21 protein-coding genes are annotated in these 17,214 nt (G+C 63.2%); 7 read left to right on the forward strand and 14 right to left on the reverse strand.

Annotation, left to right across the window (positions count from 1 at the left end):
• Nucleotides 1–40 precede the first annotated feature (40 nt).
• The 8 genes from HB675_RS02425 to nrdR form a co-directional block, all read right to left on the reverse strand.
• Nucleotides 41–544 (reverse strand): phosphatidylglycerophosphatase A, encoded by a 504-nt coding sequence (locus tag HB675_RS02425; protein WP_213875486.1) that lies wholly within the window; start codon nucleotides 542–544, stop codon nucleotides 41–43.
• A complete protein-coding gene (gene thiL, locus HB675_RS02430; RefSeq protein WP_213875487.1) occupies nucleotides 541–1,506 on the reverse strand; it encodes a thiamine-phosphate kinase in 966 nt (321 codons plus the stop codon). The genes HB675_RS02425 and thiL overlap by 4 nt, the downstream gene beginning before the upstream one ends.
• Nucleotides 1,507–1,515: 9 nt before the next feature.
• Nucleotides 1,516–2,013: a transcription antitermination factor NusB gene (gene nusB / locus HB675_RS02435; RefSeq protein ID WP_213875488.1), complete on the reverse strand. Its 498-nt coding sequence runs from the start codon at nucleotides 2,011–2,013 to the stop codon at nucleotides 1,516–1,518.
• Nucleotides 2,010–2,486: a 6,7-dimethyl-8-ribityllumazine synthase gene (gene ribE / locus HB675_RS02440; RefSeq protein ID WP_213875489.1), complete on the reverse strand. Its 477-nt coding sequence runs from the start codon at nucleotides 2,484–2,486 to the stop codon at nucleotides 2,010–2,012. The genes nusB and ribE overlap by 4 nt, the downstream gene beginning before the upstream one ends.
• A 130-nt stretch (nucleotides 2,487–2,616) precedes the next feature.
• Nucleotides 2,617–3,708, reverse strand: coding sequence for a bifunctional 3,4-dihydroxy-2-butanone-4-phosphate synthase/GTP cyclohydrolase II (gene ribBA, locus HB675_RS02445; RefSeq protein ID WP_213875490.1), 1,092 nt, complete (start codon nucleotides 3,706–3,708; stop codon nucleotides 2,617–2,619).
• A 33-nt stretch (nucleotides 3,709–3,741) separates the two neighbouring features.
• Complete coding sequence (locus HB675_RS02450; RefSeq protein WP_213875491.1) at nucleotides 3,742–4,404, reverse strand: riboflavin synthase; 663 nt, start codon at nucleotides 4,402–4,404, stop codon at nucleotides 3,742–3,744.
• Between the two features lie 30 nt (nucleotides 4,405–4,434).
• Nucleotides 4,435–5,544, reverse strand: coding sequence for a bifunctional diaminohydroxyphosphoribosylaminopyrimidine deaminase/5-amino-6-(5-phosphoribosylamino)uracil reductase RibD (gene ribD, locus HB675_RS02455; RefSeq protein ID WP_213875705.1), 1,110 nt, complete (start codon nucleotides 5,542–5,544; stop codon nucleotides 4,435–4,437).
• Nucleotides 5,545–5,549: 5 nt separating this feature from the next.
• Complete coding sequence (nrdR, locus tag HB675_RS02460) at nucleotides 5,550–6,014, reverse strand: transcriptional regulator NrdR (protein ID WP_213875492.1); 465 nt, start codon at nucleotides 6,012–6,014, stop codon at nucleotides 5,550–5,552.
• A 107-nt stretch (nucleotides 6,015–6,121) separates the two neighbouring features.
• On the opposite strand from nrdR, the gene HB675_RS02465 reads away from it, so the two are divergent.
• Nucleotides 6,122–6,568, forward strand: coding sequence for a YbaY family lipoprotein (locus HB675_RS02465; RefSeq protein ID WP_213875493.1), 447 nt, complete (start codon nucleotides 6,122–6,124; stop codon nucleotides 6,566–6,568).
• Between the two features lie 63 nt (nucleotides 6,569–6,631).
• Nucleotides 6,632–7,504 carry a thioredoxin gene (gene trxA / locus HB675_RS02470; protein ID WP_213875494.1) on the forward strand — a complete coding sequence of 291 codons (873 nt, stop codon included), beginning with the start codon at nucleotides 6,632–6,634 and terminating at the stop codon, nucleotides 7,502–7,504.
• 33 nt (nucleotides 7,505–7,537) lie between these two features.
• On the opposite strand, the gene HB675_RS02475 is transcribed toward trxA, so the two are convergent.
• On the reverse strand, nucleotides 7,538–7,882 hold the full coding sequence (locus HB675_RS02475; RefSeq protein WP_213875495.1) for a hypothetical protein: 345 nt from the start codon (nucleotides 7,880–7,882) through the stop codon (nucleotides 7,538–7,540).
• Between the two features lie 178 nt (nucleotides 7,883–8,060).
• Here HB675_RS02475 and HB675_RS02480 point away from each other — a divergent pair, with 178 nt between their 5' ends.
• From HB675_RS02480 to HB675_RS02500, 5 genes are all read left to right on the forward strand, one after another.
• On the forward strand, nucleotides 8,061–8,759 hold the full coding sequence (locus HB675_RS02480) for an OmpW family outer membrane protein (RefSeq protein ID WP_213875496.1): 699 nt from the start codon (nucleotides 8,061–8,063) through the stop codon (nucleotides 8,757–8,759).
• A 163-nt stretch (nucleotides 8,760–8,922) separates the two neighbouring features.
• Nucleotides 8,923–9,423, forward strand: a complete 501-nt coding sequence (gene ureE, locus HB675_RS02485) for an urease accessory protein UreE (protein ID WP_213875497.1) — start codon at nucleotides 8,923–8,925, stop codon at nucleotides 9,421–9,423.
• Nucleotides 9,420–10,094: an urease accessory protein UreF gene (locus HB675_RS02490; RefSeq protein WP_213875498.1), complete on the forward strand. Its 675-nt coding sequence runs from the start codon at nucleotides 9,420–9,422 to the stop codon at nucleotides 10,092–10,094. The genes ureE and HB675_RS02490 overlap by 4 nt, the downstream gene beginning before the upstream one ends.
• Nucleotides 10,095–10,104: 10 nt before the next feature.
• Entirely contained in the window at nucleotides 10,105–10,719 is a 615-nt protein-coding gene (ureG, locus tag HB675_RS02495; protein WP_213875499.1) for an urease accessory protein UreG, read from the forward strand.
• 111 nt (nucleotides 10,720–10,830) lie between these two features.
• The gene (locus HB675_RS02500; RefSeq protein ID WP_213875500.1) at nucleotides 10,831–11,916 is read left to right on the forward strand and encodes an AGE family epimerase/isomerase; all 1,086 of its coding nucleotides are present in this window, start codon (nucleotides 10,831–10,833) and stop codon (nucleotides 11,914–11,916) included.
• A gap of 64 nt (nucleotides 11,917–11,980) precedes the next feature.
• Here HB675_RS02500 and HB675_RS02505 read toward each other — a convergent pair whose 3' ends face one another.
• The 5 genes from HB675_RS02505 to HB675_RS02525 all read right to left on the reverse strand — a co-directional run bounded on the left by HB675_RS02505 (nucleotide 11,981) and on the right by HB675_RS02525 (nucleotide 17,073).
• Nucleotides 11,981–12,748 (reverse strand): SDR family oxidoreductase, encoded by a 768-nt coding sequence (locus HB675_RS02505; RefSeq protein ID WP_213875501.1) that lies wholly within the window; start codon nucleotides 12,746–12,748, stop codon nucleotides 11,981–11,983.
• Nucleotides 12,749–13,287: 539 nt separating this feature from the next.
• Nucleotides 13,288–14,004 carry an ABC transporter ATP-binding protein gene (locus HB675_RS02510; protein ID WP_213875502.1) on the reverse strand — a complete coding sequence of 239 codons (717 nt, stop codon included), beginning with the start codon at nucleotides 14,002–14,004 and terminating at the stop codon, nucleotides 13,288–13,290.
• Nucleotides 14,001–14,876 carry an ATP-binding cassette domain-containing protein gene (locus HB675_RS02515; RefSeq protein ID WP_213875503.1) on the reverse strand — a complete coding sequence of 292 codons (876 nt, stop codon included), beginning with the start codon at nucleotides 14,874–14,876 and terminating at the stop codon, nucleotides 14,001–14,003. The genes HB675_RS02510 and HB675_RS02515 overlap by 4 nt, the downstream gene beginning before the upstream one ends.
• The gene (gene livM, locus HB675_RS02520) at nucleotides 14,873–16,156 is read right to left on the reverse strand and encodes a high-affinity branched-chain amino acid ABC transporter permease LivM (protein ID WP_213875504.1); all 1,284 of its coding nucleotides are present in this window, start codon (nucleotides 16,154–16,156) and stop codon (nucleotides 14,873–14,875) included. The genes HB675_RS02515 and livM overlap by 4 nt, the downstream gene beginning before the upstream one ends.
• Nucleotides 16,157–16,158: 2 nt before the next feature.
• A complete protein-coding gene (locus tag HB675_RS02525) occupies nucleotides 16,159–17,073 on the reverse strand; it encodes a branched-chain amino acid ABC transporter permease LivH (protein WP_213875706.1) in 915 nt (304 codons plus the stop codon).
• Nucleotides 17,074–17,214 lie beyond the last annotated feature (141 nt).

Consider the following 17,214-nt stretch of genomic DNA (forward strand, 5'->3'; position numbering starts at 1 on the left):
CCCTGCTCCCCAGGTCATGCCATCGTTTCAAATCCGTGGATCAAGCCACCGCCCAAACCAGCGCCTGCATGCACAACCAGGCAAAGACCCCGGCCAGCACGTCGTCCAGCATGATACCGACACCGCCGTGCACATGCTTGTCTATCCAGCGTATCGGCCAGGGTTTGAGAATGTCGAAGAAACGGAACATGAGGAAACCCGCGAGAATCCAGTACCAGCCACTGGGCACCAGCCATAGCGTGATCCACATTCCGACCATTTCATCCCAGACGATGCCTTCATGGTCATGCACCCGCAGATCGGTCGCTACCTTGCCGCACAGCCAGAAGCCGAACAGCATGGTCACGCCCAGCATCAGCCAATATCCCCAATCGGGCAGCATCTGCCAGAGCGGGATGAACGGGATGGCCACCAGCGAACCCCAGGTGCCCGGCGCCTTGGGCAACGTCCCGGAGCCAAAGCCGAAGGCAATGAAATGCCAAGGGTTGCGCCACACCGACGGTGGCACGAACTCGGCCGGGACCTGCTTGGGATGGTCTGTCACGGGGACTCCGGAAAATGTTGATAACCACGGACGGCCGGGGTGATATCCCGGCCATGCTCGTCGAGCAATTGCACACCGCTGCCGGACACCGCACGTCCGATCACGTGCACCGTAAAGCCCTCTGCCTGCAGTGCCGGCAGATGCTCGACGGGCAAGGTGAAGGCCAGCACGTAATCGTCGCCGCCGCTCAAGGCAGCAGCCCGGGCGCCATCCAGGCCGAGAAAGGTCACCAATGGCCTGGACAGGGGCAAGGCGGATTGTTCAATTTGCAGGGCGCAGTCGGAGGCTTTGGCGAGGTGGCCGCAGTCCGCCAGCAGGCCGTCGGAAATATCCAGCGCTGCCGAAGCCCGGCCGCGCAAGGCTTGACCCAGCGCCAGTTGCGGGGACGGCGACCAGTACTGCGCCAGCAACGGCACGGCAATGGCAGGCTCGGCCTGACGCTGACCAAGCACCAGCGGCAAGGCTCCGGCGGCAAGGCCCAGCGAGCCGCCGACACAAAGCAGGTCGCCAGGCCGGGCACCACCCCGCGTCAGCGCCGCCCCGACGGGCACGCTGCCGAACACGGTCAGGGTCAGGGTCAACGGCCCACGGGTGGTGTCGCCGCCAATCAGGCGCAGCCGGCACTGCTCGGCCATCCGGTTCAAACCGTCGCTGAAGCCCTTGAGCCAGGCTTCGTCGTTGGCAGGTAAAGTCAGGGCCAGCGCAAAGCCGAGGGGTTCCGCTCCCATGGCAGCCAGGTCACTGGCGGCAACGGCCAGTGCGCGCTGCCCCAGCAGGAAAGGTTCGGCACCATTGGGGAAATGCCCGCCCTCCACCAGGGTATCGGTGGAAACAGCCAGTTGCTGCCCTGGGGCCAGGCTCAGCAAGGCGCAATCGTCGCCGATCCCCAACGCCACGGCACCGCCGGCCCGCGCGCAAGGCGCGGCAGCGAAGTAATGGCGGATCAGCTCGAACTCACCCATGGGCGCTGATCAGCGCTTGTGGGCTTTGACTTCAGCAGCGCGCACCTGCGGTGCGAGCTTGTCGAGTACGCCGTTGACGAATTTGTGCCCGTCGGTCGAACCGAACACCTTGGCCAGCTCGATGCCTTCGTTGATGACCACGCGGTAGGGCACGTCGACACGCTTGAGCAGTTCCCAGGTGGACAGACGCAACACGGCCAGTTCGACCGGATCGAGCTCGTCCAGGGTCAGGTCCAGACAAGGCGTCAGCGCCGCATCGATCTCGCTGCGGTTGGCCGGCACGCCATGGAGGATTTCCCGGAAGTAACCGCTGTCGATGTCGCTGAAATCATTATCCACGCGAAACTGCGCTTCGATTTCATTCAGCGAATGACCGGCCATGTGCCACTGGTACAGGGCCTGGGTCGCCAGCTTACGGGCTTCGCGGCGCTTGGCGCTCTTGCCCTTGGCAGCGTCCGGGTCCTTGGCGTCACGGGGGTTGAATTGATCGGTATCGTCGGAAATCACTTGGCCTCCAACTGCGACAGCAGGCTGACCATTTCCAGGGCGGACAGGGCAGCTTCGGCGCCCTTGTTACCGGCCTTGGTGCCGGAACGCTCGATGGCCTGCTCGATGGAATCGACGGTCAACACGCCGAAGGCAACGGGTACGCCGAACTCCATAGACACCTGGGACAGGCCCTTGGTGCACTCGCCCGCCACGTATTCGAAGTGCGGCGTGCCGCCCCGAATGACTGCGCCCAGCGCGATGATGGCGGCGTATTCGCTCTGCTGCGCGACTTTCTGCGCCACCAGCGGAATTTCGAAGGCGCCAGGGGCACGGATGATCACGATGTCGTTCTCGCTCACGCCGTGGCGAACCAGGGCATCAACGGCACCGCTCACCAGGCTTTCGACGACGAAGCTGTTGAAGCGGCCAACCACCAGGGCATAGCGGCCCTCGGGGGCGATGAAGTTACCTTCGATGGTCTTCAGGGTCATTCGGGTGTGTCTCGTTTTAAAGAGCCAGGGCGCAAACTGCGGCCTGTGGGAGTCATGGGTCACGAATAACGAAAGGGGATCGCACAAACCATAGCGTCGGGCTGTGGTTCTGGCGACCCCTTGACGGTGTTTATTCAGAGGGCACGTATTCTACTACTTCCAGATCGAATCCGGATATCGCATTGAACTTCATTGGCGAACTCATGAGGCGCATTTTACGCACGCCGAGGTCGCGCAGGATCTGCGAACCGGCGCCGACGATGCTGTAGGTCGTCGGCGTTTTCACCGGCGTGTGCTCGGCCGTTTCTCGAATGTGCGCCAGCAGCACGTCGCCATCGAGAGGGTGTCCTAACAACAAGACGATGCCGCTGCCGGCCGCTGCCACTTCGCTCATGGCGGCCCGCAGGCTCCAGCGGCCGGGCTGCTTGACCAGCAACAGGTCGCGCAACGGGTCCATATTGTGGACCCGGACCAGGGTCGGTTCGTCGGCGCTGACGGTGCCCAGCGTGAGGGCCAGATGCACATCGCCCTCTACCGAATCACGGTAGGTGACCAGATTGAACTGGCCCAACTCGCTGTCCAGCGGCTGCTCGGCGATCCGCTGGACGGTACGCTCATGTATCATCCGGTAGTGGATCAGGTCGGCAATGGTGCCGACCTTGATGCCGTGTTCGGCGGCGAAGGCTTCGAGCTCGGCGCGACGGGACATCGTGCCGTCGTCGTTCATCACCTCGCAGATCACCCCAGTGGGTTCGAAACCGGCCATGCGCGCCAGGTCGCAGGCTGCTTCCGTGTGGCCGGCGCGCGCCAGGGTGCCGCCGGGCTGGGCCATCAGCGGAAAGATATGGCCAGGGCTGACGATGTCTTCCGGCCTGGCGTCGCGAGCAGCCGCGGCCTGCACGGTGCGCGCGCGGTCGGCGGCGGAGATGCCGGTGGTGACGCCCTCGGCGGCTTCAATGGACACGGTGAACTTGGTGCCGAAACCGGAGCCGTTGCGCGGCGCCATCAACGGCAGCTTGAGGGCCTCGCAACGCTCGCGAGTCATCGGCATGCAAATCAGACCGCGCGCGTAGCGAGCCATGAAGTTGATGTGCTCGGCCCGGCAGCACTCGGCCGCCATGATGATGTCGCCTTCGTTTTCGCGGTCTTCGTCATCCATGAGAATGACCATCTTGCCGAGGCGAATGTCTTCGACCAGTTCTTCAACGCTGCTGAGGGCCACGCGGCACCTCCTTCTCGATAGGGTGACGGGGGCTCAGGACTTCACGAACCCGTTTTCGGCCAGAAAGCTTTCGCTGATGCCGCCCTTGCTCGACACCGCCGCCTTGTCACCGAGCAACAGACGCTCCAGGTAACGAGCCAGCAGATCGACCTCCAGGTTCACCAGATGACCGGGCTTGTAGTCACCCATGATGGTTTCGCTGAGGGTGTGGGGGATGATGGTCAACTCGAACTCGGCGCCGTCCACTTCGTTCACGGTCAGGCTGGTGCCATCCACGGTGATCGAACCCTTGTGGGCGATGTACTTGGCCAACTCCTTCGGGGCGCGGATGCGGAACTGCACGGCGCGGGCGTTTTCCTCGCGGGACACCACTTCGCCCACGCCATCGACGTGGCCGCTGACCAGGTGGCCGCCCAGACGCGTGGTCGGGGTCAGGGCCTTTTCCAGGTTGAGGCGGCTGCCAGTCTTCAACTGGTGGAACGCGGTGCAATCGAGGGTCTCGCGGCTGACATCGGCGACGAAGCCGTCGCCCGGCAGCTCCACGGCGGTCAGGCACACACCGTTGATAGCAATGCTGTCGCCCAGCTTGACGTCGCTCAGGTCGAGCTTGCCAGTGGCCACGTGGACACGCACATCGCCACCCTTGGGCGTCAGTGCGCGGATGCTGCCGATGGATTCGATGATGCCGGTGAACATGGGATGCTCCTCAAAGCCGGGGACCGCAGGTTATAGGGGTGAGGGTGGTGCAGGGATTGCGATGACTCGCCAGTCGTCGCCCACCGCACGCATGTCGATGATTTTCAGATTCGGCGCCTGGCTCATCTGCGTCAATGGCCAATCCAGCAAGGGCCGTGCCGAGGAGCCGAGGAACTTGCCGGCGATGAACAAGTGGTACTCGTCCACCAGGCCGGCTTGAGCAAAGGCGCCGGCGAGGCGGGCACCCGCTTCCACAAGCACCTCGTTGGCGCCACGGCGGGCGAGTTCGCGCAACAGCGCGTGGAGGTCGACGTGGCCATCCTGTGACCCCGGCGTCAGCAATTCGTGACCCTGCTCAGGGTAGCCCGGCCCCGTGCGCATACTCGCCACCAGCGCCGGACCGGCCTGGAAGAACGGTGCATCCAGTGGCACGCGCAAGCGCCCGTCCACCAGCACGCGCAAGGGCGCTCGCTCGGTAGCCAGGGCCAGGGTTTCACCGCTCAGGCCCAGCTCTTCGGCACGCACGGTCATGCGCGCGCGGTCGGCGAGAACGCTGTCGGCACCGGTCAACACCACGCTGGAGCGAGCGCGCAAGCGCTGCACCGCCGAGCGCGCCGCCGGGCCGGTGATCCATTGGCTCTCGCCGCTGGCCATGGCAGTGCGCCCATCCAGACTCATGGCCAGCTTGATCCGTACGTACGGCAGGCCCTGCTCCATGCGCTTGATGAAACCGGGATTCAAGGCCCGGGCCTCGCCTTCCAGCAGGCCGGACTGCGCCTCGATGCCCACCGCCGCCAAGCGCTTGAGACCGTTTCCGGCCACTTGCGGATTGGGGTCCTGCATGGCGGCCACCACTCGCGCCACGCCAGCGTTGACCAGCGCGTCGGCACAGGGCGGGGTACGGCCATGATGGCTGCAGGGTTCCAGGGTGACGTACGCGGTGGCCCCACGGGCCCGCTCGCCGGCCTGGCGCAGGGCATGCACTTCGGCATGGCCTTCACCGGCGCGCACGTGCCAGCCCTCGCCCACCACTTCGCCATCGCGCACGATGACACAGCCGACCCGCGGGTTGGGATGAGTGGAGTAGATGCCCAGGCGCGCCAGCTCGATGGCACGCGCCATGTGCAGCCGATCAATCATGTCGTTCATGGCTTGGCCGGCTCGCGGGCCAGACGGTCGAGTTCTTCGCGGAACTCGTTCAAGTCCTGGAAGCGCCGGTACACCGAGGCAAAGCGGATATAGGCGACTTCGTCCAGTTGTTGCAGCTCAGCCATCACCAGTTCACCCACCACCAGCGACTTGACCTCGCGCTCACCGGTCGCGCGCAGCTTGTGCTTGATGTGGGCCATGGCCGCTTCGAGCCGCTCGACACTCACCGGGCGCTTTTCCAGCGCCCGCTGCATGCCGGCGCGCAGTTTTTCTTCGTCGAAGGGCTGGCGGCTGCCGTCTTGCTTGATCAGGCGCGGCAATACCAGTTCGGCGGTTTCGAAGGTGGTGAAACGTTCACCACAGGCCAGGCATTCGCGACGACGGCGAACCTGTTCGCCTTCGGCGACCAGTCGCGAGTCGATGACCTTGGTGTCGTTGGCACCGCAGAAGGGACAGTGCATGGTGGCAGGCAACAAAAAAAGGGAGGGCCATGGTAGCGCATCCCACTGGCAAGACAAGTCAAAGCCTTTGCGGTATACAGACGACTTTGATTCTGCCGGAAACGTCCATGTCGCTTCGACCGCTTGTTCTCCTCAGCCTGATCACCCTGCTGGCCGCTTGCAGCAGCACCCCGCCGCCGCCCGTCGTGAACGCACCGGCCCAGGCCAAAGCCGCGCAACCCTTGGGCCTGGGGCCGTTGCCCGTCTACCAGCGTGAGCTGAGCGGGACCCTGTTGGGCATACCGGCCGGGGCCCAGGTGGAGTTGGCCTTGCTGGTGGTCAATGAGCGAAACCTGCCGCAACGCTTGCTGGCCAGCAGTAAATGGATTGGCAACAATCAGCCCTTGGCGTTCCAACTGCGCTTCAACCCCGATGCCTTTCCCGCCGGCGAGCGCGTGGAACTGCGCGGACGGGCAACACAGTCCGGGCAGTTGATTCTGCATTTGCCGTCGCGGCAGATTACCCAGCCGACCACCCAGGCCCTGGGGGCTTTGCAGTTCGAGCAGGCGCCTTGATATGGCCATATTGAACCGCTCGACGATATCATCCCTCAACCAGCCCGCTTTCCCGAGACCGCGATGAGTCAAGAAACCCCGTTCATTTTCGATGCCACCGCCCTCAACTTCGATCAGGCGGTGATCCAGAACTCTTTTGTCAAACCGGTCCTGGTGGATTTCTGGGCCGAGTGGTGCGCGCCCTGCAAAGTGCTGATGCCGCTGCTGGCACGCATTGCCGAGGAGTACCAGGGCGAACTGCTGCTGGCCAAAGTCGACTGCGATGCCGAGCAGGACATCGTCGGTCGTTTCGGCATTCGCAGCCTGCCCACGGTGGTGCTGTTCAAGGACGGCCAACCCGTCGACGGCTTTGCCGGCGCGCAGCCTGAATCAGCGATTCGCGCCCTGCTCGAACCCCATGTGCAGATGCCGCCACCGGCCGAGGCCGACCCGTTCGAAGCCGCCCAGGCGCTCTTCAACGAAAGCCGTTTCGGCGAAGCCGAGGCCGCGCTCAAGCTGCTGCTCAGCGAAGACAACGGCAACGCCCAGGCGTTGATCCTGTATGCCCGCTGCCTGGCTGAACGGGGTGAACTGGACGAGGCGCAGACCATCCTCGGCGCCGTCAAGAGTGACGAGCACAAGGCTGCCCTGGCGGGCGCCAAAGCGCAGCTGACCTTCCTGCGCCAGGCCGCCACCCTGCCCGACCCGGCCGAGCTGAAAAGCCGTCTGGCCCAGGACCCGGCAGATGACGAGGCGGCTTACCAGCTGAGCATCCAGCAGTTATCGCGCCAGCAGTACGAGGCGGCGCTGGAAGGGTTGCTCAAACTGTTCGTGCGCAACCGCAGCTTCAACGAAGGCGCGGCCCACAAGAGCTTGCTTCAGGTGTTCGAGTTGCTGGGCAATGATCATCCGCTGGTGACGACGTATCGGCGGCGGTTGTTTGCGGCCTTGTACTAGCAGGCTCAGCGCGTGGCGATGGCCGTTACGCGCTCATTCCACCCAACAATAAACCGGCGCCTGATCCCCCGCCTGCACACTCACCTGGCTGCAATGACGCAACCGCACCAGCAATCGTTTCCCTGCTGCCGTACTGCCCGCCAGCCCTTCAAGCTGCCCCAGCAACTCTGGTCCGCTGACCTGTCCGGCCTGTTGCACCAGGCGCAACGCCGTCTCCCACAGTGCATCGTTCTGACCACGAGGCGCAGCCGGCGCAGCCGCCTGCGCTTCACCCGCCACTACCGGTAACTGCGCTCCCAGCCGCGCCCAATCCTCGGCGTCCATTTCCACCGTCAGGTCCACCGCAATCGCTCCGACATTGCCACGAATACGTATCATCTCGAGTCCTCTGCGTACGTCACTCGGCATCATACCCGCGAGCGAGGGAGCGGCGGCCGACAAGATTTTCGTCCACCCAGCGACCTGATCAGGGTTTTATTGCCTCAGGTCAAAAAGCGCCGCCCGCGCCTCACTACCATCGGAGCCAAATTTTCAACCTTGGTCAGATGGAGCTCCCATGAACACCCCTCTCGTATGCGCCACCTTGCTCAGCCTGGCGTTGGTCGCACCTTTTGTCCAGGCCCATGAAGCCGGTGACTGGATCATCCGTGCCGGCGCTGCCACCACCGACCCCCACGAAGACAGCGGCGAGCTGAAACTCGACGGTGCAAAAGTCGCCGGGACCAAGGCCACTCTGGACAGCGACACCCAGCTGGGCCTGGCCGTAGCGTACATGTTCGCCGACCACTGGGGTGTCGAGCTGCTGGCGGCCTCACCCTTCCAGCATAACGTTGGCGTACGCGGCGTCAGTGCCGCCACCGGCGTTGCCGGGCTGGATGGCAAGCTGGCCACGGTCAAGCAACTGCCGCCGACCTTGTCCCTGCAGTACTACCCGATGGCGCCAACGTCGGCCTTCCAGCCCTATGCCGGCGTCGGCCTGAACTACACCTTCTTCTACGGCGAAGATCTGAGCAGCGAGCGCAAGGCCGAAGGGTTCAGTAACCTGAAGCTGCGCGATTCCGTCGGCCTGGCCGGGCAAGTCGGCGTGGACTACATGCTCACCGACCACATCATGCTCAACGCCGCCGTGTGGTACGTCGACATCAACACCACAGCCAGCGTGGACGGCCCTACCGCCCTGGGCGTAGGTCGGACCAAGGTCAACGTGGACGTCGACCCATGGGTTTACATGGTCGGGGTGGGCTACAAATTCTGACAGGCACCATTAACGAGCATCATGAGTGCTGGCGCACCATAACAGATCATTCCTGCGCCCCATCTTCAAGCGTCACCCGGCTCAATCAGGGATATTGCGGGAAGAGACCCATTGGCAAGCCCCTTGCTGTGCATTTCCCATCGCAAACAGCCGGATGCCCGCAATGCTGGTGATTCATCGCAGAATCGAGCCAAAACCTGACTGGTCGGCCGAGATCCATCTCAACTTCGACGCGCGCAGCAAAAGCCGCCTGCGCTGTTTCAGTGCCACCGGCGAGGACGTCGGCCTGTTCCTCGAACGCGGCCAGCCGCCGCTGTACGACGGTGAATGTCTGGAGGCGGAAGACGGGCGCATCGTGCGTGTCTGCGCGCGCCCGGAATCGCTGCTGCATGTCACCTGCTCCAGCGCCTTTGAATTGACCCGCGCCGCCTATCATCTGGGCAACCGCCACGTCGCCCTGCAAGTGGGCGATGGCTGGTTGCGGCTGCTGGATGACTACGTGCTCAAGGCCATGCTCGACCAGCTAGGGGCCCATTGCGAGCAGATCCAGGCACCGTTTCAGCCCGAACATGGCGCCTACGGCGGCGGCCACCACCACTCCCGGCACGGCGACGAAGACTTCAACTACCCGCCGCGCCTGCACCAGTTCGGCGTGCGCAAATGAACCCGGCCTGGGCGCTGCTGCGTCTGGCCAGTCCACAGCTGCCGATTGGGGGATACAGCTACTCCCAGGGGCTGGAAATGGCCGTGGAACAAGGCAAGGTTACCGATTCGAGCACCGCAAGGCGCTGGATCGGCGACCAGCTGCTGCTCAACCTTTCACGCTTTGAGGCGCCGCTGCTACTCGATCACTGCCAGGCTGCCGCCGAAGACGACTGGTCGCTGTTGCGCGAGCGCTGTGACGAACATCGCGCCAGCCGCGAAACCCGGGAGCTGGCCCAGGAAAGCCGGCAAATGGGCTATTCCCTCAAGCAACTGCTGCTGGGCCTGCCGGAGCTCGACGACAGCGCGCGCCAATGCCTGACCCAGGTCGACGAGCCGCACCTGGCTCTGGGCTGGGCGCTGGCCGCCCGCGCCTGGGGCATCAGCCCGCAGGACGCTCTCGCCGCCTGGCTGTGGAGCTGGCTGGAAAACCAGTTGGCGGTGCTGATGAAAACCCTGCCTCTGGGCCAGCAGGCCGCTCAACGCCTGACCAGTGAACTGCTGCCGCTGCTGCAGCAGGCCGAACAACGGGCCGCGCGCCTGTCATCCAACGATTACGGCAGTGCCCCGTTCGGCCTCGCTCTGGCGAGCATGGCCCACGAACGGCAGTACAGCCGCCTGTTCCGCTCCTAGGAGAAACATCATGAATGCTCAACCTCTGCGCGTCGGCATCGGCGGACCTGTCGGGTCCGGCAAGACGGCCCTGACCCTGGCCCTGTGCCTGGCGCTGCGCGAACGCTATAACCTTGCCGTAGTGACCAACGACATCTACACCCGCGAAGACGCCGACTTTCTGGTGCGCAACGAGGCCTTGGCGCCGGAGCGCATCATCGGCGTGGAAACCGGCGGCTGCCCGCACACCGCCATTCGCGAGGACGCCTCGATCAACCTCGAAGCGGTGGATCAGCTCAACCGGCGCTTCCCCGGCCTCGACCTGATTCTGGTGGAATCCGGCGGCGACAATCTTTCCGCCACCTTCAGCCCCGAGCTCTCGGACCTGACCATCTACGTCATCGACGTCTCCGCCGGCGACAAGCTGCCACGCAAGGGCGGCCCCGGGATCTGCAAGTCCGACCTGCTGGTGATCAACAAGATCGACCTGGCACCGCTGGTAGGCGCGTCACTGGAAATGATGGACGGAGACACCCGGCGCATGCGCGGCGAGCGGCCGTTCGTGTTCAGCAACCAGAAGACCGGGCAAGGATTGGAGCAGATCATCGCCTTCATCGAACGCCAGGGGCTGCTGACGGCGGCTTGATCGATCCTCGGTAAATCGATCCTCTGCAAGTAGGGGCGCGCGATGGCCGCGCCCAGACCTGCTACCATGTCGCCCACAAAAACGCCCCCCCTTGTGACGACTGCCTGCCCAATGCCTCAAGATCCCAGCCTCGCCCCCCTCGTTGACGCCACCCGTACGCACTTCCTCCAGAAGGTCATGCCGCTGTGGCTGGGCCCGGGCTGGGATGCCGAGCTGGCGCTGCCCTACGAGGCGCTGGACGCCAGCCACGCGCCATTGCCCCCCCAGCGCTATCGCGCCATGGCCTGTGCGCGCCAGCTGTATCTGTTCGCCAGCCACATCGACCAGCCAGGTGCTCGCGAGCGCGCCGCCGCGTTGTTCCGCTCTCTGCAGCGGCATTTCCACGACGCTGAACACGGCGGCTGGTTCTACAGCATCGACCCCCAGGGCCAGCCACTGGACCGCAGCAAGGACCTCTACACCCACGCCTTCATCATCTTCGCCTGTGCTCACTACTGGGCGGCTGTGTCCGAGCCTCTGGTGGAGTCGGTGCTGGATGCCGCGCTGGAGATCGTTGCCACGCGCTTTGCCAGCGAGGATGACCTGTACGCCTCCAGCCTCGCCGAGGACTGGGCGGACAACGGCAGCGGTGCCCTGCAGAATCCGCTGATGCACCTGACCGAGGCTTTCCTCGCCACGCTGGCGGTACGTGATGACGAACAGGTCAAGACTGACCTGCTGGCGCTGGCTGATGCCATGCAACGCCACTTCATCGAACCGGTGCGTGGCCTGATGCTGGAGAAACCCTGCGGGGCTGTGGATAACTGGTTCGAGCCGGGGCATCAGTTCGAATGGTTCTACCTGCTAGAGTCCTGCGCCTTGATGCACGACCATCCGTTGCGACACTCGGTGGCGCGCTGTTTCGCATTTTCCGAGCAGTTCGGCGTGCAGGACGGCGTGGTGCTGTCGATGCTGGAGCCCGACGGGCGAGTACGAGACGGGACACGTCGCATCTGGGCCCAGGCTGAGTACCTGCGCGCCCTGACCTTGCGTGGGGATGCGCAACCGCGCGTAGCGCAGCAGTTGAAGGTGTTCCGAGAGAAATTCCTGCATGCCGACGGCTGGTACGAGTGCCGTGATGCCGAGGGCAAGGTGAGCCGAAGCGACATGCCTTCGACCACGCCTTACCACCTCGAGACTTGCTACAAGGCGTTGTGAGCGGTTCCCGAGCAAATTCGGTCCTGCGCAGTTCGTGCAGGACCAGGCTTGCTCGGAAACACGATCAACCCTGCTTGTGCCGCTCTACCGCAAACCCTGCCCAGCTCTGGGTGACCGGCATCAATTCAAGGCTGTTGATGTTGATGTGCGCCGGCTGGGTGACGATCCAGTAGATGGTGTCGGCAATGTCCTTGGACTGGATCGGATCGACGCCCGCGTAGGTGGCGTCGTACTTGGCCTTGTCGCCACCGAAGCGCACCAGCGAGAACTCGCTTTCGCACATGCCCGGCTCCAGGTTGGTGACCCGCACACCCGTGCCTTGCAGGTCGCATCGCAGGTTCAGCGAGAACTGCCCGACGAACGCCTTGCTCGCGCCGTACACGTGGCTGCCCGGGTAGGGGTAGTTGCCCGCCACCGAACCGAGGTTGACGATCGTTGCGCCCTTGCCGTGGGCAATCAGGCGCGGCAGCAGCAAGCGGGTGCTGTAGATCAGGCCCTTGACGTTAGTGTCGACCATGGTGTCCCAGTCGTCCAGGTCGGTCTTGGGTGCCGGGTCAGTGCCCAAGGCCAGGCCGGCGTTGTTGATCAGGGCGTTGATGGTCGCAAATTGCGCCGGGAGACCGGCAACGGCCGCCTCCATGGCCTTGCGGTCGCGCACGTCGAGGGTCAGGGTGTGCACCGAGGTCACCTTCGACAGCTCGGCGCTCAACGCCTGCAGGCGTTCCTCACGGCGGCCGGTGAGGATCAACGACCAGCCGGCCTCGGCAAACCGCCGGGCACAGGCTTCGCCGAAACCCGAGGTGGCGCCAGTGATAAACACAGTGGAAGTCATCTTGCTCTCCAAGTCAGTCCATTCAGTCACGGTAGGTGAATCGTTTAAAGCATGCCCGGCATGCGCCCGCCCAGCAAGCAAAGCCGTTACGGTCAGTGATTGAAAGTATTTTGCTTGACCCCGGCACTCGCGCTTGATCACGGCGCCCGCAAGCACCAGGCGGTGGCCAACGGGCCAACCGCGCGAGACCAGTCAGCATCATGGCTGGCGAGGTATTTCCAAGGTTTGCCCACAGACTTATCCACAGGCCCTGAGCACGCCTTTCAGATCGGTTGGCCGGTGGATAAAAGAGTTGACAAAAGGCGCGGGGCTGGCCGGGGAATGACCTGATCAAAAAACAATCAGAGGCTTGCAGGCCACGTCAACCGTGGGCTGTGGCCGACTACACCCACGTTGTGCACAGGCGGACCCACAGTAACGGGGGACAACTTGAAACTGTGACAAAACAATGAATTGCGGCGGCCGACTGTCGCAGTTTGGGACCCTGAAAATATGTTTTCCACAAAATCAAGTGTCCCTCATTCGTCTGGAATGTGCTGTCAGTGCCCACCGAGGTAGGCGTTACGCACTTCGTCATTGGTCAGCAGCTCTTGCCCGGTGCCGGTCAGGCGAATCTCGCCGTTGACCATCACGTAGGCACGGTCCGACAGCTTCAGGGCATGGTTGGCGTTCTGCTCCACCAGAAAGATGGTCATGCCGCCCTGCGCCAGCTCGCGCAGGGTCGCAAAGATCATCTTCACCACGATGGGCGCCAGGCCCAGGGACGGCTCGTCCAGCAGCAAAAGCTTGGGCCGGCTCATCAAGGCGCGAGCGATGGCCAGCATCTGCTGCTCGCCCCCGGACATGGTCATGGCACGCTGGTTGCGACGCTCCTTGAGCCGGGGGAACAGCTCGAACATGCGCTGCATATCCTCATCCGAGTGTTTGTCGCCGATGGGAATGGTGCCCATCATCAGGTTCTCTTCCACCGACATGTCCGGAAACACCCGCCGGCCTTCCGGCGACTGGGCAATACCGTTGGAGGCGATGTAGTGGGAAGACTTCTGGGTGATGTCCGTGCCCTGATAGATGATCTGCCCGGCAGCTGCACGCGGCTGACCGAAGATCGACATCAGCAGCGTCGACTTGCCTGCGCCGTTGGAGCCGATCAGGCTGACCGTTTCGCCTTCGTTGATATGCAGCGAGACTTTCTTCAGGGCCTGGATCGGCCCGTAATAGACGTCGATGTCCTTCATCTCGAGGATGGGCGTACTCATACCAGCTCCTCTTCATCGGCGCCCAGGTAGGCGGCGATGACTTTCGGGTCATTGCGGATCTGCTCGGGCTTGCCCGTCGCGATCACGTTGCCGTGGTCAAGGACCACAATGTCATCGGAAATGCCCATGACCATGCCCATGTCATGCTCGATCAGCACCACGGTCATGTCATGCTGGTCGCGCAGCAGGCGGATCATGCCACTGAGCGCCTCGGTTTCCTGCGGGTTGAGGCCCGCCGCCGGCTCGTCAAGGCAGATGACCTGCGGCCGCGTGCACATGGCCCGGGCGATTTCCAGGCGGCGCTGCTGCCCGTACGACAGCTCGCCGGCCAGGCGGTTGGCGCAGTCCACCAGGTCCACCACTTCCAGCCAGTAGAACGCCGTGTTCAGTGCATCCTCTTCGGCCTTGCGGTAGCCCTTGGTGTTGAGGATGCCGGCCAGCATGTTGCGGTTGACCCACATGTGCTGGGCCACGAGCAGGTTCTCCACCACCGACATCTCCTTGAACAGGCGAATGTTCTGGAAGGTCCGGGCCATGCCCGCGCGGTTGACGAGGTGAGTACCCCCGAACATCTTGAAATACAGCCGATTGAGAAAGCTCGCCGGCGAGACAAAATCCTTCACCTGAAACGATTCCCCCAGCAGCTTGATCACGTTGGTGCTCTTGCCCCGCGCGTTGAGCTGGATGCGCCCGCCGGTGGCCTTGTAGAAACCGGTCAGACAGTTGAACACCGTGGTCTTGCCGGCGCCGTTGGGGCCGATCAAAGCGAAGATCGAATTGCGCCGAACCTTCAGGCTGACGTCGCTCAACGCCTTGATGCCGCCGAAATGCATCATCAGGTTTTCCACCGACAGGATGACTTCGTCGCTCATGGCGCCACTCCTTTACGTGGGGTCACACCGGTACGGCTGACCCGAATCAGGCCACGGGGACGCCAGATCATCATCAACACCATCAATACGCCGAACAGCAGCACGCGGTACTCGGCAAAGCTGCGCAGCAATTCGGGAGCCACGGTCAGGACGAACGCGGCAATCACCACGCCCACAGTGGAACCCATGCCGCCCAGTACCACGATGGCCAGGATCAGCGCCGATTCGAAGAAGGTGAACGAGGTAGGGTTGACGAAGCCCTGATAGCTGGCAAAGAACACGCCCGCCAGACCTGCGGTAGAAGCACCCAGGGTGAACGCCGAGAGCTTGACCAGCACATGGTTCAGGCCCATGGAGCGGCAGGCAATTTCGTCCTCGCGCAGCGCTTCCCAAGCGCGGCCGACCGGCATGCGGGTCAGGCGGTGCTTGATATACAGCACGGCCATCACCACCAGGAACAGCACGCTGTAGATGAAAATGAATTTCAGGTCCGGGTTATATTCAAAGCCGAAATATTCATGAATCGGGACACCGCCATCTTTCGCGCGACGACCAAACTCCAGACCGAAGAACGTCGGCGAGGGCACCGGCACACCGTTGGGGCCGCCGGTGAAGGACACCCAGTTGGTCAGCACCAGACGGATGATCTCGCCGAAACCCAACGTCACGATGGCCAGGTAGTCGCCGTGCATCCGTAGCACCGGAAAGCCGAGAATACAGCCCGCCAACGCCGCAGCGATGGCCGACAACGGCAACGCCGACCAGAACCCCAGGCCCAGGTATTGGTAACCCAAGGCCAGGCCATAGGCGCCAATGGCATAGAAGGCTACGTAGCCCAGGTCGAGCAGGCCGGCCAGGCCGACCACGATGTTCAGGCCCAGCCCCAGCAGCACGTAGATCAGACCGAGGATGACCACAGTCAGTATGTATTTGTTGGCGAACACCGGAAACACGATGGCAATGATGATCAATGCCGGGATGATGAAACGCAGATTCGACTTGTGGCTGGGCGGCAGCACATGCACCCCGGAGCCTGCACTTTCGAAGCGGTGCGAGACGGCCTGACCACGGGGGGTCTGCAGAAACAGGCTGATCAGGAACCGTCCGATCATGACCACCAGCACCAGCCAGACCACCCGGGTGGGTTGCAGATTGAAGCTGTAGCCGTCCAGCACGACGCCGACGATCGGACCGAACACGATCAAGGCCAGCAAACCGGCAATGACCATGTCGATCAGGCTTTTCTTGATTTCGATGGGTTTGTTCAGGGCAGCAGACATACTTATACCTTCGCCACGTGTGGGCGACCCAGAAGGCCTTGGGGACGGAAGATGAGGATCAGCACCAGCAGGGCAAAACTGAACACGTCCTTGTAGTCGGAGTTGATCAGCCCGGAGAACTGCGATTCGGCAACCCCCAGGATCAAGCCGCCGAGCATGGCCCCCGGCAACGAGCCGATACCGCCCAGCACGGCAGCGGTGAACGCCTTGATGCCGATGATGAAGCCGGCGTAGAAGTCGAAGGTGCCGTAGTTCAGGGTGATCAGCACGCCGGCCAGCGCGGCCATGGCGGCGCCGATGACGAAGACGTAGGAAATCACGCGGTCGGTGTTGATCCCGAGGATCGACGCCATCTTGCGGTCCTGCTGGGTAGCACGGCACATCCGGCCCAGCTTGGTGTATTTGATGATATAGGTCAGCGCGGCCATGCCGATGAGCGACACCAGCAGAATGAAGGCTTTGGTGTAGGTGATCTGCACGAAGCCGCTGCCGATGTTGAAGCGCCAGGCCCCCTCAAGCAGGGTCGGGATACCTTGCTGCTTGGCACCTTGGGCGATCTGCGCGTAATTCTGCAGGATCAGCGAGATACCAATGGCACTGATCAGCGGCGCCAGCCGCGTCGAGTTGCGCAAAGGCTTGTACGCGACCCGTTCGATCACGAAGCCGTACACACCGGTCACCACGACGGTGAAGATCAGCGTGCCGAGAATCAGGAACGGGAAGGAGTGAATTCCGAAGAACGACAGCACCGCCAGGCCGATGGCCGCCAGGTAGGCCGAGATCATGTACACATCGCCGTGGGCGAAGTTGATCATGCCGATGATGCCGTAAACCATGGTGTAGCCAATGGCGATGAGGCCGTAGACCGAACCCAGGGTAAGGCCGTTGACCATTTGTTGCAGGAAGATACCGTCCATCAATGCACTCTCGTGAACGTCGGTCATCACGCACCGGCTCGCGGCACCGAGTCAGAACACGGCGACGCAGGCAGGCACAATGAATGAGAGAACTGACAGGCTACGCCTGAGCGTAGCCAGGAGCAGGATCGGCCCGCACAG

The sequence above is a fragment of the Pseudomonas sp. dw_358 genome (assembly GCF_018449655.1).
Taxonomy (GTDB): domain Bacteria; phylum Pseudomonadota; class Gammaproteobacteria; order Pseudomonadales; family Pseudomonadaceae; genus Aquipseudomonas.